The organism is Streptomyces sp. NPDC045899 (assembly GCF_056431485.1).
The window spans coordinates 61,056-77,184 of record NZ_JBWKKP010000015.1; the positions used below are offsets into that span (position 1 = coordinate 61,056).

A 16,129-nucleotide genomic window follows, 5' to 3' on the forward strand; every position below is an offset into this window, starting at 1 on the left:
CCGCAACGGGCCCTCGTACGTCCCACCCCCGGTCGTCAGGGAACGAAACGGAGTCCTCATGTCCCAGCGCATCGGCCTCGCCGCCGTCGCCGTCGCCGTGGCGGTACCGGTAGCCCTCGTCCTCACCGGTTGCGGATCCGGGCAGGCGTCCGGCCATCCGCCCGCCGTGCGCGGACACCACTCCGCCCACAAGGCCGGCGCCACGGCCGGGGCCGGCCTGGACGATCCGGCCAGGAAGGAGATCGCCATGAAGCTGGTCTCCAGCGCCGAGAACTCCTCCCTGGACTGGCGCGCCCAGTTCGGCTACATCGAGGACATCGACGACGGCCGTGGCTACACCGGCGGCCTCATCGGTTTCTGCTCCGGCACCGGTGACATGCTCGACCTCGTCGAGTACTACACCCTGCGCAAGCCGGACAACGTCCTGGCGAAGTACCGGCCCGCGCTGCGCGAGGCCGACGGGAGCGACTCCCACGACGGTCTGGACCCCGGATTCACCCGTGACTGGAAGAAGGCCGCCGCCGACGAGGTGTTCCGGGACGCCCAGGAACACGAGCGCGACCGCGTCTACTTCACCCCCTCGGTCCAGCGGGGCAAGGACGACGGCATCGGAGCGCTCGGCCAGTTCATCTACTACGACGCCACCGTGATGCACGGCCCCGGCGACGGCGCCCACAGCTTCGGCGGTATCCGCAAGGCCGCGATGCGCCAGGCCAGGACCCCGGCCCAGGGCGGCGACGAGGCCACCTATCTCCACGCCTTCCTCGACGCCCGCAAGGAGGCCATGCGGGCCGAGGAGGCCCACAGCGACACCAGCCGGGTCGACACCGCGCAGCGGAAGTTCCTCGACGAGCGGAACTTCGATCTGACACCGCCGCTGAAGTGGCGGGTCTACGGCGACCCCTACGAAATCAACTCCGGGACGGACGGCTCCCGTTGACGGGGGCGCACGCACCGTCCCCGTCAACGGGGTTCACCGTGCCGCGGCGACCAGCGCCTGCATGACCCGCAGGTCGTCGCCCGCCTCCGGATGCCACTGCACCCCGAGGACGAACCGGTCGGCCCCGGGCAGTTCGGCGGCCTCGATCATGCCGTCGTCCGCCGCGTACGCCGAGGCGACCAGACCCTTGCCCAGCTCGTCCACCACCTGGTGGTGGAAGGTCGGCACCGACAGCGGCTCCGGCAGCACCTCGCCGAGCAGTGTCCCCGGTACCGGCTGCACCAGATGGCGTTCGAAGACCCCGGGTGCCCCCGCGTGGCCGTCCAGGTGCTGGATCAGCGTGCCGCCGAGCGCCACGTTCAGCAGCTGGTGGCCACGGCAGATGCCCAGCAGCGGGGTGCCCGCGGCGAGGGCCGCCTCGATCAGTGCCAGCTCCCAGGTGTCGCGCTCCCGCGCGGGCGGGCCGGTGCGCTCATGGGGTTCTGCGCCGTAGCGCACCGGTTCCACATCCGGCCCGCCGGAGATCACCAGCCCGTCGAGGCGGGAGACGACGCGGGCCGCCGCCTCCGGGTCCTCGTCGGGCGGCAGCATCGCGGCGAGTCCGCCCGCCTGCTGCACCAGCCGGTGGTAGCCGACGGGCAGCAGTGCCGCAGGGAGGTCCCACACACCCCAGCGGGCCGAGGACTCCAGATAGGTGCTGATACCGATCAGGGGCTTGGACAACGGGGACATCCTCTTTCTCGGTCGCTTTCTCTCGGTCGTGCCCGCTCAGTCGCGGGACAGTTCCGCCTCGGCCTCCGCCAGCGCGGCGAACTCCTCCTCGGGGGCCGCGGCCACCAGACGGTGACGGCTGTAGAAGGCGAAGTAGGCGAGCGCCACCGCGTAGACGCCGAGGGCGATGAACGCGGCGTCCTTGTCCACCAGGAAGGTGGCCACCAGCGCCGAGCAGGCGAGGACGAAGGCGATCGACGACGTCACCGTGCCGCCCGGGGTGCGGTAGGGCCGCTCCAGATGGGGTTCGCGGCGCCGCAGCACGATGTGCGAGAGCGACATCAGCGCGTAGGAGATGGTGGCGCCGAAGACCGCCACGTTGAGCATCCGGGCCCCGTTGCCGGACCAGGCGGCCAGCGCGAACCCGATGGCGCCCGGGACCAGCAGCCCCAGGTAGGGGGCCTTGCGGCGGCTGGTCAGGGACAGGAAGCGGGGCAGGTACCCGGCGCGGGAGAGGGCGAACAGCTGCCGGGACCCGGCGAAGATCAGGGAGAAGAAGGAGGCCACCAGACCGGCGAGCCCGGCGTAGTTGACGATGCGGGAGAGCACCGTGGCCTTGCCGTCCGGCTGGAGCGCCTCGACCAGCGGGTTGCCCGCGCCCTGCACCGCGTCGGAACCGCGGGCGCCGGTGGCGGCGAGGAAGGTGATCAGGGCGAGCAGCAGCAGGATGCCCATGGACCAGGCCATGGCCTTGGGCAGGGTACGGGCCGGGTCGCGGGTCTCCTCGGCGGCCAGCGGCACCCCTTCCACCCCGAGGAAGAACCACATGCCGAACGGGAACGCCGACCAGATGCCGAGCAGACCGAACGGCAGCCAGGAGTTGGCGCCGAAGGCGGAGTGGTCGACCTTGATGTCGTTGAGCGAGGCGGAGTCGAAGTCGGTGAAGGCGGCGACGGCGAAGATCAGCAGCGCGGCGACGGCTATCGCGGTGACGATCAGGCTGAACCGCAGTGCCTCGCCCACGCCCCACAGGTGGATGCCGATGAAGATCACGAAGCACGCCAGGTAGACCGGCCAGCTCGATTCCAGTCCGAACAGTCCCAGTGACTCGACGTAGTCGCCGATGAAGATGGAGATCGCGGCGGGGGCCAGGACGTATTCGATGAGGATGGCGGTACCGGTGAGGAAGCCGCCCCAGGGGCCGAGCGCCCGCCGGGCGAAGCCGTAGCCGCCGCCCGCGGTGGGCAGGATCGCCGCCAGCTCCGCCAGGGCGAACACCATGCAGGTGTACATCAGGCCCATCAGCACCGCGGCGATGGCCAGACCGCCGAAGCCGCCCTCGGCCAGTCCGAAGTTCCAGCCGGAGAAGTCGCCGGAGACGACATAGGCGACCCCGAGGCCGGTCAGCAGCAGTGGACCCGCGCTGCCGCGCCGCAGGGTGCGGCGCTCCAGATAGCTGTCCTCGGGGGACGCCGGACCGCCTGGCGGTGCGGCGCTGAGGGAGGTACGGGCGGAGTCTGTTCCGTCGGCCATGGGGTGCTCCTGCTCCACACGAGGGGGTGGCAAAGGTGTGGGGCCATACCTTTGTCTGCCCTGGGGCGATGCGCAAGCCCTCTGAGTAAAAGGATCGTTAATGAGGTTCCCGGGGAGGGTCCGCGGGGCCGCGCTAGACGAGGAAACCGCGCAGCAGCGACGCCGTGCCCTCGCAGTGCTCGCGCATCACCTCGCGCGCGCCCTCCGCGTCCCCGTCGAGCACCGCCTCGACCAGCGCGGTGTGCTGGGCCTGCGAGTGTTCCAGATTGCGCACCAGGAGCGGAATGCAATCCAGCAGATCATTCACCGACGCCCGCACCGCCGCGTACTGGGCGGCCAGTGTGGGGGAGCCCGCCAGCTCCGCCAGGGTCAGGTGCAGCATCGTGTCCAGCCGCCGGTAGTCGCCCAGCGGCGCGTCCCGGGTGGCGTCCAGAGCCGCTCGCAACCGCGTGACCTGCGCGTCGTCCAGTCCGTGCGCGGCGCACAGCCCGGCCGCGCCGACCTCCAGCACCTCCCGGAACCGCAGGGTGTCCTCCAGGTCCACCGCCTCGACCCGGCGCCGCAGCTCGTCCTCGCCGCCCGCGGCGGGCTCGGGGCGCGCACGGACGAAGGTGCCGCCGTACCGTCCGCGGCGGCTCTCCACCAGCCCCTGGTCCTGGAGCACCTTGAGCACTTCGCGCAGGGTCACCCGGCTGATCCGCAGCCGGTCCGCCAGCTCCCGCTCGGCCGGGAGCCGCCCGCCGTCCGGGACCAGTCCCAGCCGGAGCACCTGGAGTATCTGCTCGAGCGCCTCCTCGAAGCCGTTCCCGGCGCGCACCGGGCGCAGCACCGGGGCCAGCCGGTCGCCGATCCGGTCGCCCGACGTGACCTCGCCGTCCCCGCTCTGGCTGTCGCTCATCGAACCTTCCGCACCTACTTCCCAATCAATGGTCTGCGGTATTACCTTATGGCCTTCCGGCGCTGCAATCTTCGCAGGAGGACCACCGTGGCAGACCGCAAATCCCCGCTCTCGGTCGATGAACTGACCAGACTCGTGAACGCCGGGGAGATCGACACCGTCGTCCTGGCCTTCACCGATATGCAGGGAAGGCTGCAGGGCAAGCGGTTCGCCGCCCGCTTCTTCCTGGACGACGTCCTCGATCACGGCACCGAGGGCTGTAACTACCTTCTCGCCGTCGACACCGATATGAACACGGTCGACGGTTTCGCGATGTCCTCCTGGGAGCGCGGCTACGGCGACTTCGCCATGCGCGGCGACCACGCCACGCTGCGCCACACTCCCTGGAACCCCGGCACCGCGCTGATGATCGCCGACCTCGGCTGGCACGACGGCTCACCCGTGGTGGCCTCACCGCGCCAGATACTGCGGCGGCAGCTGGACCGGCTGGGCGAGCGCGGCTGGACCGCCTACGCGGGCACCGAGCTGGAATTCATGGTCTTCAAGGACACCTACGAAGAGGCATGGAACTCCGGGTACCGCGGGCTCACCCCGGCCAACCAGTACAACGTCGACTACTCCGTCCTCGGCACCGGCCGGGTCGAGCCCCTGCTGCGCCGCATCCGCAATGAGATGGGCGCGGCCGGGATGATCGTCGAGTCGGCCAAGGGCGAGTGCAACTACGGCCAGCATGAGATCGCCTTCCGTTACGACGATGCGCTGACCACCTGTGACCAGCACGTCATCTACAAGACGGGCGCCAAGGAGATCGCCGCGCAGCAGGGCAACGCGCTCACCTTCATGGCCAAGTGGGATGAGCGCGAGGGCAACTCCTGCCATATCCACCTCTCGCTGCGCGATGAGTCCGGTGCACCGGTGCTCGCCGACGACACGGGCGAGTACGGCATGTCGAAGACCATGCGCCACTTCCTGGCCGGGCAGCTCGCCGCCATGCGGGACTTCACCCTGCTCTACGCCCCCAACATCAACTCCTACAAGCGGTTCCGGCCCGGTTCGTTCGCGCCGACCGCCGTCGCCTGGGGTCCGGACAACCGCACCTGCGCACTGCGGATCATCGGCCACGGCCACGCCCACCGGCTGGAGAACCGCCTCCCCGGCGGTGATGTCAATCCGTACCTCGCGGTCGCGGGCATGGTGGCGGCCGGACTCCACGGCATCGAGAACGAGCTGGAGCTGCCCGAGGTCTGTACCGGCAACGCCTACAACGGCGACGCCGAGCATGTGCCGACCACCCTGCGCGACGCCGCCGAGCTGTGGGAGGCCAGCCCCATCGCGCGGGCCGCCTTCGGTGACGAGGTGGTGGAGCACTACCTCAACATGGCCCGCGTCGAACTGGACGCCTACGACACCGCCGTCACGGACTGGGAGCGGTTCCGGTCCTTCGAGCGCATGTGAGGAACCAACAGGTGACCAACGACCACCCGCACGAGCACCACGTACTCAACCCGGCGACCGAGGAGGTCATCGCCACCGTCCCGGCGGCCTCCGCGGCCGATGTGGACGCCGCCGTCGCCCGCGCCACCACGGCCCAGCACGGCTGGTCCGCGGCCGCGCCCGCCGACCGGGCCCGGCTGCTGCGCCGCTTCGCCGCCGTCGTCGACGACCACATCGAGGAACTGGCCGCACTGGAGGTCCGCGAGGCGGGCCATCCGATCGGCAACGCCCGCTGGGAGGCGGGCAACGTCCGCGATCTGCTGGACTACGCGGCCGGCGGGGCGGAGCGGCTGACCGGGAGCCAGATCCCGGTCGCCGGTGGCCTGAACGTCACCTTCCATGAACCGCTCGGCGTGGTCGCCGTGATCGCGCCGTGGAACTTCCCGATGCCGATCGCCGCGTGGGGCACCGCGCCCGCGCTCGCCGCGGGCAACGCCGTCCTGCTCAAGCCGGCCGAGACCACCCCGCTCACCGCGCTGCGGCTGGCCGAACTCGCCCTGGAGGCGGGGCTTCCGGAGGGCCTGTTCCAGGTGCTGCCCGGCGCCGGTCCGGTGGCGGGCACCGCGCTGGTCGAGCACCCCGGTGTGGCCAAGGTCGTGTTCACCGGGTCGACCGGCGTCGGCAAGGAGATCATGGCCCGCTGCGCGGCCGGGGTGAAGCGGGTGACGCTCGAACTCGGCGGCAAGAGCCCCAACATCGTCTTCGCCGACGGCGATGTCGAACTGGCCGCCCGCTCGGCCCCGGGGTCGTTCCTCGACAACACCGGGCAGGACTGCTGCGCGCGCAGCCGGATCCTGGTCCAGCGGAGCGTCTACGACCGGTTCATGGAGCTGCTGGAGCCCGCCGTGACATCGTTCGCGGTCGGCGACCCGGCCGATCCGGCCACCGCGATGGGCCCGCTGATCTCGGCCGCCCAGCGGGAGCGGGTGCGCTCCTACGTCCCCGAGGACGCGCCCGCCGCGATCCGCGGCGAGGCTCCCCGGGGCAAGGGCTTCTGGTACCCGGCGACCGTCCTGGAGGCCACCGGCCCGGAGGACCGCACCGCCGTCGAGGAGATCTTCGGCCCGGTGGCCGTGGTGCTCCCCTTCGAGGACGAGGCCGACGCCGTACGGCTGGCGAACGCCACCGACTACGGCCTGTCCGGTTCGATCTGGACCCGGGACGTCGGCCGCGCGCTGCGGGTCTCGCGCGCCGTGGCCGCCGGGAACCTCTCCGTCAACTCGCACAGCAGCGTGCGGTATTCGACCCCCTTCGGCGGCTACAAGCAGTCCGGCCTCGGCCGGGAGCTGGGCCCCGACGCCCTGACCGCCTTCACCGAGACCAAGAACGTCTTCATCAGCACCGAGGAGCAGTGACGTGACCGAGACCCCTGTGTGCCGCCGACTGGTCGGCCGTACCGCCGTCATCACCGGAGCGGGCAGCGGCATCGGCCTGGCCACCGCCCGCCGCCTCGCCTCCGAAGGCGCCAACGTGGTCTGCGCCGACATCGACGAAGCCGCGGGCAAGGCCGCGGCCGACGAGGTCGGCGGGCTCTACGTCCGCGTGGACGTGACCGACCAGGAGGAGGTGGAGGCGCTGTTCAAGACCGCGTACGACACCTACGGCTCGGTCGACGTGGCCTTCAACAACGCGGGCATCTCGCCCCCCGACGACGACTCGATCCTCACCACCGGGCTGGACGCCTGGAAGCGGGTCCAGGAGGTCAACCTCACCTCCGTCTACCTGTGCTGCAAGGCGGCGCTGCCGTACATGCAGCGGCAGGGCCGGGGCTCCATCATCAACACCGCCTCCTTCGTGGCCGTGATGGGCGCCGCGACCTCGCAGATCAGCTACACCGCGTCCAAGGGCGGGGTGCTGGCGATGTCCCGCGAACTGGGCGTGCAGTTCGCGCGTGAGGGCATCCGGGTCAACGCCCTGTGCCCGGGGCCGGTCAACACCCCGCTGCTGAAGGAGCTGTTCGCCAAGGACCCGGAGCGGGCCGCGCGCCGTCTGGTGCACGTCCCGGTGGGCCGGTTCGCCGAACCGGAGGAGATGGCCGCCGCGGTGGCCTTCCTCGCCAGCGACGACTCCTCGTTCGTCAACGCGGCCGAGTTCCTGGTGGACGGCGGTATCGCGGGCGCGTACGTCACACCCGTGTGAGGGATGCCGGTGTGAGGGATGTCCGGCCCCGGTGACGGAAGGGTGTCCGAGGGGGCGGGGGTGAGGACCCGGCCAGGGGGTGGCGTGCGTGCGTACGCCACCACCGGCCGGCACCCCGGTCCCGGACCCCGGGGCACCGGACCGGACGGGGCGTCCCGCCCCGGTGTACGGCCGCCGACTCGTGGCCATAAGGTGACAGCGTGACCACGAACACACCTCCCGGCTGGTACCCCGACCCCGGTGACGCGGGCAACGGCCCCGGCATCGAGCGCTGGTGGAACGGCTCGGCCTGGACCGAGTACACCCGCGGCGGCCCCGCGGCGCCCGGGATGCCGTACGGCACGCCCCCGGTCCCCGGCCATGTCCCCGGGCAGCCGGGCGGGCTCCCTGGGCGCGGGCGCGGACCGAAGGTCGCCGCGCTCGCGGTGGCCGTGGGGGTCGTGATCGCCGCGATCATCGGGGGTGTGGTGCTGCTGGGCGACGGCGGGGACGACGACGGCAGGCCCAAGGCCAAGCCGTCCCCTTCCGCCCCCGCCCCGGAGGACGACGGCAACGGCGGCGGCGAGCCGTCGGAGCCGCCCACCGAGGACCCCGGCGGTACGCCCAGCTTCGACCCGGACACCGCGCCCGACCCGGTGAACGGCATCAGCCTGCCGGTGCTCTCCGGGTGGCAGGCGGGGCGCAGCAGCTCAGGCGGCGCCGGGATCACCACCTCCCGCTACCCCTGCCCGGGTGATCCGTCCACCGAGTGCGTGCGCGGCGGCGCCTTCTCCCGGACCGCCAGCGGCTACAAGGCCGACACCGCCAAGGGCATAGCCAAGGAGGACATCGCGCAGAACGCGGAGGACTCCTACGGCCAGGACGAGGAGAGCAACCGCAAGGCGTACGGCGGGATCAGCTCCCACAAGCAGCTCAAGGCCGGGGCGGTCGACGTCGCGGGCGGCAAGGGCTACCTCGTCCGCTGGAAGGTGAACACCAAGAAGGGCGACGACGGCTACGTCCAGTCGGTCGTCTTCCCCTCGCCCACCGTGCCCGACACGATGGTCGTGGTGCGCTTCGGCTTCGACGTGAGCGACAAGGCTCCGCCGCTCAGCGATATGGACAAGATCATCAAGGGCATCAAGGCGCTGGCCGGCGACGGCCGTACCATCTGAGCCCCGGCCGGTCCCCTTCCCCGGAGCCCGGAGGCTAGAGGAACGTACGGCCCTCGCCCCGGTAGGTCGGGACGGAGTTCACCACCCGGTCCCCGCTCTCTCCGTCGATGAGGTGGAGCACCGCGAAGCGCTCGCACAGCTCACCGGCCTTGGCGTGCCGGAACCACACCTTGTCGCCGATCAGCAGATCGTCGGCGGCCGTGCCCAGCAGCGGTGTCTGCACCTCGCCGGGCCCCTCCTGCGGGTCGTACGCCAGCCCCTCCGGGAGGTAGGGCACCGGCAGCCGGTCGGCCCCGGCCGCCCCCGAGGCCGGATAGCCGCCGCCCAGCACCGTCACCACCCCCACGCCCGGGCGGCGCACCACCGGCTGGGCGAAGAGCGCCGCCGGGCGGCCGTGGAACGAGGTGTAGTGGTCGAACAGCCGCGGCTGGTAGAGCCCGGATCCGGCGGCGATCTCGGTCACCGCGGCCTCGGCCGCGGTGTGCTGCACACTGCCGGTGCCGCCGCCGTTGACGAACTCCAGATCCGCCACCGCGCGCACCGCCCGGACCGCCGCCGCCCGGCGCTCGGCCAGCTCCCGGCGGGCGGTGCTCTGCATCAGCCGGATCATCCGGGAGCGCAGCGGACGGCCGGGCACCGCGTCACCCACCCCCGCCACATGCCCCTCGTACGCCATCAGACCGACCACCCGGAAGCCGGGGCGGCGCTCGACCGCCCGCGCCAGCTCGGCCAGTTGGACGGGTTCGCGCAGCGGTGAGCGCCGGGCACCCACCCGCACCCGGCCGCCCAGCAGCCGTAGCGAGGTGTCCAGCTCCAGACAGACCCGGACTTCCTCGGTCCCCGCGCGGACACTGTCGATCAGATCGAGCTGACCGATCCCGTCCACCATCACCGTGACCGCCGCGGCCAGTTTGGGATCGCTGGTCAGCGTGGCGAACCCGTCCCGGTCGGTGGAGGGGTAGGCGAGCAGCACGTCGTCGAAGCCCTCGCGCGCCAGCCACAGCGACTCCGCGAGCGTGAAGCTCATGATCCCCGCGAACCCGTCCTGCGCCAGCACCCGTTCCAGCAGGGCCCGGCACCGCACCGACTTGCTGGCCACCCGGACCGGTTTGCCTCCCGCCCGGCGCACCAGGTCCCGGGCGTTGCGGTCGAACGCCCTCAGGTCGACGATGGCCAGGGGCGCTTCGAGATGGGCGGTGGCCCGGTCGTACCGGGCCCGGTCAGCGGCGGCAGACGACATGCACGCAGCTTGCCAGACCGCTATTACCACTGGGTAGAGGGCAGCGGTGCGCGGGCCCCCTGGTGCACCGTAGAGTGTCGCGCACGCCACGACCGGCAGGTCAGGGGCGTGATGTCCGTATACGGGCCCGCCTGTCCGAAAGGCGGTGGCACAGCGCGGCGAACCGGACGGAGTCAGGTGAACCAGGTCCTGAAGCGCGCGAGGGGGTGCAGGTGAGCACCGACGCCGAAGCGGCACACTCGCCCCACGACACACCTCCGCCACACCCCGCGTACCCACCCCAGCCGTCCCGGCGTGCGCACACCGTGCCCACACAACCGTCCGCCCCGCCGCGCCCCTCCGCGCCGCCCGGTTTCACCCCGGATCCGGACACCCCGGTCCTCGGTGTACCCGCCCGGGTCCCCTCGCCGCGGCGCTCCCGGCCCCGTGACGACCGCCCGCGCACCACCACCGCGGCGCACGGCCACCAGCCGCCCCCGCGGCCACCCGATCCGCCGCACACCGCGATATCCGCCCCCGCCACCAGCGGCCGTCGTTCCCGCGGCCGCACCGCGGCCGCCGCCGTCTGCCTCGTGCTCGGACTCGGACTGCTCGGCGGGGCGGCGGCCGGAAGCTGGCTCGGTGACGGCGCCGGGACCCCGCCGACCACCGCCGACACCTACGCCCACGCGCGCACCGCCTGGCGTGCCGTCCCCGTCGACACCCTCTTCCCGCGCACCCTGCGCGGCAAGGGCGAGGGCCCCGGCGGCGCCGACCGCGGCTGGACCCGGATCGCCGTCGCCCCCGACAGCAGCTGCGGCGGCGGATTCGACCCGCTGCTCGGCAAGGCACTGGCCCCCGTGGGCTGCAAACGGCTGCTGCGCGCCACGTACACCGACGCCACCAGCACCAACGTCACCACCGTCGGTCTGCTGATCACCACCTCCGACGCCGCCGGGATGCGTGCGCTGCACCAGCGCTTCTCCATCGAGCGGCTGGACGAGCGCACCGACCTGATGCCCCGTCCCTACGCCGCGAAGGGCACCGCGGCCGCCCGGTTCGGTGACGACCAGCGCGCCAGCTGGCACATCACGGTCCTCACCGACGCCCCCGCCGTCGTCTACAGCGTCAGCGGGTTCGCCGACGGCCGGAAGGTCACCGACCCCGGCCCGGCCGGGGAGGCCATCGAGCGCGGCGCGACCACGGCCCCCGCGCAGTCGGGCCTCGGCCATGACGCCCGGGGCCTGGCCGAGGAGATCACGACCGCCTTCCGCCGGACCCTGGCCGACTCCGGGGACGGCACCGCATGACCGGGACGGGACGGCGGTTCGCCGTGGCCCTGGCCGCCGCCGGTCTCGCCCTGCTGCCCGTCGCCCCCGCACGGGCCGACGGCATACAGGCCCAGGAGTGGGCGCTGGACGCCCTCCACGTCCGGCAGGCGTGGCAGACCACCAAGGGCGCCGGTACCACCGTCGCGGTCCTCGACACCGGTGTCGACCCCGACCACCCCGACCTCAAGGGCCAGGTGCTGCCCGGCAAGGACCTCATCGGCTTCGGCGCCGGACCCGGCGACCGCGCCTGGGCCCGCCACGGCACCGCCATGGCCGGGATCATCGCCGGCCGCGGCCACGGCACGTCCCGCGGCGACGGGGTGCTCGGCGTCGCGCCCCGTACGAGGATCCTCCCGGTGCGGGTGATCCTGGAGGACGCCGACCCCGACCGGAAGAAGGCGCGTGCCTCCCGCGGCAGCGCGCTCGCCGACGGCATCCGCTGGGCGGCCGACCACGGCGCCGACGTGATCAACCTGTCGCTCGGCGACGACAGCGAATCCGCCCACCCCGAACGCGCCGAGGACGCCGCGGTCCAGTACGCCCTGCGCAAGGGCGCGGTGGTCGTCGCCTCCGCGGGCAACGGCGGGGAGAAGGGCGACCGCGCCTCCTACCCGGCCGCCTACCCCGGCGTGATCGCCGTGACCGCCGTGGACCGCTACGGCAGCCGCGCCGCGTTCTCCACCCGCCGCTGGTACGCCACCGTCTGCGCGCCCGGGGTCGACGTGGTCATCGCCGACCCCGACCGGCGCTACTACGAGGGCTGGGGCACCAGCGCCGCCGCCGCCTTCGTCTCCGGCTCCGTCGCCCTCGTCCGCTCCGCCCACCCCGGGCTGAGCCCGCGCCAGATCCGCCAACTGCTGGTCAGCACCGCACAGGACGGCCCCGAGGGCGGCCGCAGCGATGAACTCGGCGCGGGCATGGTGGACCCGGCGGCGGCCGTCGCGGCGGGGGGCAGGCTGACGCCGCGCGCCCAGGAGCCCACCGCCGCTGCCGCCGCGCACCGCTACTTCGGCTCCGGCCCCGGCCACGGCACGAGCCACCGGGAAGCGGACGGCCCGGGCCGTCCGGCGCTGTTCGCCGGACTCGCCGGAGCGGCCCTGGTGGTGGTCGCGGTCGCGCTGTGGCGGGGCTCAGGACCGCTGCGACTGCCGGGGCCGCGCGGGGCGTTCACCAGCCGCCGTCCCCGTTGAGGGCCGCGGTGGTCGCCTCGACGGCCCGTCGCGCCGCCTCCTCCACCAGCGCGACCCCGCTGTCCATACCGGCGCTGCCGTCGGAGAGCACGGCGACGAGGTAGCCGCGCCCGCCCGCCGTGATGTGACCGATGCTGTTGACGTCCCACAGACCGGTGGTACTGCGCGGCAGCCAGCCGTTCTTGAGCCGGAATCCGGTGCCGTCACCGTCGGCGGCGGCCGAGACGCCCCAGCTCTGCTCGTCGGCGGTGCGTCCCATCAGCGTGCCGATGTAGTCCCGGGCCCGCTCGCCCAGTGCCGAACCGTCCTCGAAGACCGCGCTCAGCAGCCGCAGTTGGTCCGCCGCGGTGGTGCGGGTCAGGCCCCACCTCCCGGCCTCGCCGCCGAACGTCTCCGTCAGCCCCAGCCGGCGGTGTGCCGCGTCGAGTCCTTCGGCGCCGCCGATCGCCCGCCAGAGCGCGTTCGCGGCGCCGTTGTCGCTGTGCTCGATCATCGCGGCGGCATGTGCGTGCTCCTCACCGCTCAGCTCCCGGCCCTCGTCCTGGGCGTCCAGCAGCAGGGCCGCGAGGATCCCGACCTTGACGATGCTCGCGGTGTCGTACCAGCCGCCGCCGTACACCCCGACCGCCCCGGACCGCAGGTCGCGCAGGCCGACGGAGAAGTACGCGCCGGAGCCTTCCGCCATCGGGGTGAGTGCCCGGGTGAGGGTGTCGCTGAGGGGGCGGGCCGGGGGCGGTGGCGCCGACCGCGGTGGCGCGGATGTCCGTGTTCCGTCGTCGCCTGCCGCAGCTCCTCCTCCGTCCATGTCCGCCGTCGGTCGCCCCGGGCCTCCGGCCGGCCGTTCGGGGCCGCCCGCCGGCCGGGCCGGTACGTCTCCGTCGGCCTGCCGGTCCCGTACCCCGGCGGTGCCGCAGCCGAGCAGGGACAGGGTCAGCGCCGCGACGACCGCGACCGCGGCGCTCGTGGTGACCCGGGCGGGGCGCCGGGTCGGTCGAGTGTCGTCGTATCCGTCCGAGGACGCCAGATGGCCTGCTTTCGTCCGTGATGAGGAAATGATCAACATCTCATCAGTAAAGACGGCTCCCCGGCGCGAGGCCGGTTGCCCCGCCCCCGATACCCTCGCCATGTGGCGTTCAAGAACATTCCCGACCCCGGCTTCTCCGGCGACGACGGCTCCGCCGACCCCCGCCTGACCGCGGCGCTCGCCGCCTGGGCCGATGACCGCTCCACCGAACCCGAGGTGCTGGCCGCGCTCGCCGGGGCCCGGCTCCTGGTGCCGGTGGTCGCCGTGCTCGGCGAGGTGGAGGAGGGGCCCGGGGGGCTGCGCCGCGAGAAGACCAGCGACATGGCGGTGCCGACGCTCCAGGCCCCGGACGGACGCCGCGCGCTGCCCGCCTTCACCTCGACCGAGACCCTGGCCCGCTGGCGTCCGGACGCGCGCCCGGTGGCCGTACCGCTGCGCCAGGCCCTGGAGGCCGCCGCGCACGAGAAGGCGGACACCCTGGTCCTGGATCTCGCCGGTCCGGTGCCCTACCAGCTGACCGGTCCCGCCCTGCTGGCCCTCGCCGAGGGCCGGACCAGCGCCGATCCGCTCGGCGACCCCGCGGTCACCGAGGCGGTGCGATCCGTGCTGGCCGCCGAGCCGGATGTGGTCCGAGCCCATCTGGGACCGGCCAAGGACGCCGACGGCATGCTCGCGCTCGCCCTGGCCCCGCACGCTCCGGCGCGCGAGACGGCGCAGCGCGTGGCGGGCGCCCTGGCCTCCGACGAGGTGCTGCGGGCCCGGCTGGTGCGCGGGCTGACGCTGGCACTGCTGCCGCCGGACGCCACGGTGTCCGGGGAGCCGCTCTTCCGCCGCTGAGCGGGACCCCGGAACGGGCGCGGGATCAGCCGCCCCGGCCTGCCCCGACCCCCTCTGACCCGGGCCGCAATCGAACCAACAGGCGAAATCTCCTGAATCGCCCCACAATGCATAGGGCAACTGGCGGTCCGATCGGTAATGAGGAGAGCGCCATGGAGACGAGAACGGTCGTAGCGGAATGCACGGGGACCGCGATGCTGGTCCTGTTCGGAGTCGGTTCCCTGGTCCTGGCCGGGGATTACATCAACGCCCTCGGCATCTCGCTCGCCTTCGGCTTCACGCTGATCGCGATCGCCTACGCGTTCGGGCGGATCTCGGGCTGCCACGTCAATCCGGCGATCACCCTCGGGGCGCTGCTCGCCAAACGCATCGACATCCGTCGGGCCGTGGAGTACTGGGTCGCGCAGCTGGTCGGCGCGATCATCGGCGCCGCGGTGCTCTTCCTGCTGGCCAAACAGGTGCCCAGGCTCCAGACCGACGGCGCGTTCGGCACCAACGGCTACGGCGGCCGGTCACCGGTGGGCCTGGGCGCGGGCGGTGCCTTCCTCGCCGAGGTGCTGCTCACCTTCCTGCTGGTCTTCGTGTTCCTCACGGTGACCCAGCGGGCGGACCGGAAGGCCGGCCAGGCCGGCGAGGGGGAGGGGGCGGAGGAGGAGCCGTCCGGCTTCGAGCCGATTCCGATCGGCCTCGCCTACGCCGCGGTCAACCTGATCGGCATCCCGCTGACCTGGGCATCGGTGAATCCGGCGCGCAGTCTGGGCCCGGCGCTGTTCGCGGGCGGCGCGGCGCTGTCGCAGCTGTGGCTGTTCCTGATCGCGCCGCTGGTCGGCGGAGTGCTGGCCGCGGTGGTGCACCGGTTCACCCATCAGCACCCGGTGGGCCAGGCCCAGCGGGAGCAGACGACCGGACAGCCCGCGGCCGGGCCGTGGGGCCGGATGCGCGGCGGGCACCGGCCCGAGGCGGGCGGCCCCGGGGCCAAGGGCTCCGAGGCGGCCTGAGCGACTGCGCCGGCGTCCGTTCCGCGGAACTCTCAGCTGAAGACGGGGCCGGTGAACTTCTCGCCCGGCCCCTGACCCGGTTCGTCCGGCACCACCGACGCCTCGCGGAACGCGAGCTGAAGCGACTTGAGGCCGTCCCGCAGCGGGGCGGCGTGGAAGGAGCTGATCTCCGTGGCACTCGCCGTCACCAGCCCCGCCAGCGCGTTGATCAGCTTCCGCGCCTCGTCCAGGTCCTTGGTCTGCGGACCCTCCTCGGCCAGCCCCAGGTTGACCGCGGCCGCGCTCATGAGGTGCACCGCGACCGTGGTGATCACCTCGACCGCGGGCACGTCCGCGATGTCACGGGTCATACGGTCGAAGTCGGGGGCCGGCTGCCCGGCGTTGGCGTCGCTCATGGTGGTCGGGGCTCACTTCCTGGAAGATGGGTGTCCCCAGCCTAGGGGGCCGCCCGGAACCGCTCGTACCGGGCGGGTGCCGGCCACCGGGCGGGCGGTGCGGTGAGCAACGCTCCGCGGTCCTGGTAAGCTAGGTGAACGACCGGCCGGTCACTCGCGTGCCCGGCCCACAAGTGGAGGCTCCACGCTCCCACCTTTCGGCCCTCGGTCGGCAGGTCATCGGTCAGGCTGCGCCCCGCGGTGATATCGCGGCGGTGCTCCCGGTC

Annotated in this window: 15 protein-coding genes; 9 read left to right on the forward strand and 6 right to left on the reverse strand. The window is 72.9% G+C overall.

The annotated features are described in order from the left end of the window. Positions 1-58: 58 nt before the first annotated feature. Complete coding sequence (locus AC07FT_RS22575) at positions 59-940, forward strand: chitosanase (RefSeq protein WP_479177817.1); 882 nt, start codon at positions 59-61, stop codon at positions 938-940. Positions 941-973: 33 nt separating this feature from the next. On the opposite strand, the gene AC07FT_RS22580 is transcribed toward AC07FT_RS22575, so the two are convergent. The 3 genes from AC07FT_RS22580 to AC07FT_RS22590 form a co-directional block, all read right to left on the reverse strand. After that, positions 974-1,672 carry a gamma-glutamyl-gamma-aminobutyrate hydrolase family protein gene (locus tag AC07FT_RS22580; protein WP_471205635.1) on the reverse strand — a complete coding sequence of 233 codons (699 nt, stop codon included), beginning with the start codon at positions 1,670-1,672 and terminating at the stop codon, positions 974-976. A 36-nt stretch (positions 1,673-1,708) separates the two neighbouring features. After that, on the reverse strand, positions 1,709-3,184 hold the full coding sequence (eat, locus tag AC07FT_RS22585) for an ethanolamine permease (RefSeq protein ID WP_479177818.1): 1,476 nt from the start codon (positions 3,182-3,184) through the stop codon (positions 1,709-1,711). Positions 3,185-3,317: 133 nt separating this feature from the next. Then, positions 3,318-4,082, reverse strand: a complete 765-nt coding sequence (locus AC07FT_RS22590) for a FadR/GntR family transcriptional regulator (RefSeq protein WP_471205639.1) — start codon at positions 4,080-4,082, stop codon at positions 3,318-3,320. An 87-nt stretch (positions 4,083-4,169) separates the two neighbouring features. On the opposite strand from AC07FT_RS22590, the gene AC07FT_RS22595 reads away from it, so the two are divergent. From AC07FT_RS22595 to AC07FT_RS22610, 4 genes are all read left to right on the forward strand, one after another. Beyond that, on the forward strand, positions 4,170-5,537 hold the full coding sequence (locus tag AC07FT_RS22595) for a glutamine synthetase family protein (protein WP_479177819.1): 1,368 nt from the start codon (positions 4,170-4,172) through the stop codon (positions 5,535-5,537). 11 nt (positions 5,538-5,548) lie between these two features. Next, on the forward strand, positions 5,549-6,931 hold the full coding sequence (locus AC07FT_RS22600; RefSeq protein WP_479177820.1) for an aldehyde dehydrogenase family protein: 1,383 nt from the start codon (positions 5,549-5,551) through the stop codon (positions 6,929-6,931). A 1-nt stretch (position 6,932) separates the two neighbouring features. Beyond that, complete coding sequence (locus AC07FT_RS22605) at positions 6,933-7,715, forward strand: 3-oxoacyl-ACP reductase (RefSeq protein WP_431772914.1); 783 nt, start codon at positions 6,933-6,935, stop codon at positions 7,713-7,715. A 200-nt stretch (positions 7,716-7,915) separates the two neighbouring features. Then, positions 7,916-8,869 (forward strand): DUF2510 domain-containing protein, encoded by a 954-nt coding sequence (locus tag AC07FT_RS22610; protein ID WP_479177821.1) that lies wholly within the window; start codon positions 7,916-7,918, stop codon positions 8,867-8,869. A 34-nt stretch (positions 8,870-8,903) separates the two neighbouring features. On the opposite strand, the gene AC07FT_RS22615 is transcribed toward AC07FT_RS22610, so the two are convergent. Beyond that, the gene (locus tag AC07FT_RS22615) at positions 8,904-10,109 is read right to left on the reverse strand and encodes an amino acid deaminase/aldolase (RefSeq protein ID WP_479177822.1); all 1,206 of its coding nucleotides are present in this window, start codon (positions 10,107-10,109) and stop codon (positions 8,904-8,906) included. A 305-nt stretch (positions 10,110-10,414) separates the two neighbouring features. On the opposite strand from AC07FT_RS22615, the gene AC07FT_RS22620 reads away from it, so the two are divergent. Then, entirely contained in the window at positions 10,415-11,398 is a 984-nt protein-coding gene (locus AC07FT_RS22620; protein WP_479177823.1) for a hypothetical protein, read from the forward strand. Continuing rightward, positions 11,395-12,609: a type VII secretion-associated serine protease mycosin gene (gene mycP / locus AC07FT_RS22625; protein ID WP_479177824.1), complete on the forward strand. Its 1,215-nt coding sequence runs from the start codon at positions 11,395-11,397 to the stop codon at positions 12,607-12,609. The genes AC07FT_RS22620 and mycP overlap by 4 nt, the downstream gene beginning before the upstream one ends. Here the strand turns inward: mycP and AC07FT_RS22630 are convergent. Beyond that, a complete protein-coding gene (locus AC07FT_RS22630; protein ID WP_479177825.1) occupies positions 12,587-13,672 on the reverse strand; it encodes a serine hydrolase in 1,086 nt (361 codons plus the stop codon). The two genes, mycP and AC07FT_RS22630, sit on opposite strands and share 23 nt — an antisense overlap. Positions 13,673-13,735: 63 nt before the next feature. Here AC07FT_RS22630 and AC07FT_RS22635 point away from each other — a divergent pair, with 63 nt between their 5' ends. Together AC07FT_RS22635 and AC07FT_RS22640 are read left to right on the forward strand one after the other, a co-directional pair. Then, on the forward strand, positions 13,736-14,470 hold the full coding sequence (locus AC07FT_RS22635) for an SseB family protein (protein WP_479177826.1): 735 nt from the start codon (positions 13,736-13,738) through the stop codon (positions 14,468-14,470). A 152-nt stretch (positions 14,471-14,622) separates the two neighbouring features. Then, positions 14,623-15,468 carry an MIP family channel protein gene (locus AC07FT_RS22640; RefSeq protein WP_479177827.1) on the forward strand — a complete coding sequence of 282 codons (846 nt, stop codon included), beginning with the start codon at positions 14,623-14,625 and terminating at the stop codon, positions 15,466-15,468. A 32-nt stretch (positions 15,469-15,500) separates the two neighbouring features. Here the strand turns inward: AC07FT_RS22640 and AC07FT_RS22645 are convergent, their stop codons facing one another. After that, entirely contained in the window at positions 15,501-15,863 is a 363-nt protein-coding gene (locus tag AC07FT_RS22645) for a DUF1844 domain-containing protein (RefSeq protein ID WP_471205659.1), read from the reverse strand. Positions 15,864-16,129: the final 266 nt, after the last annotated feature.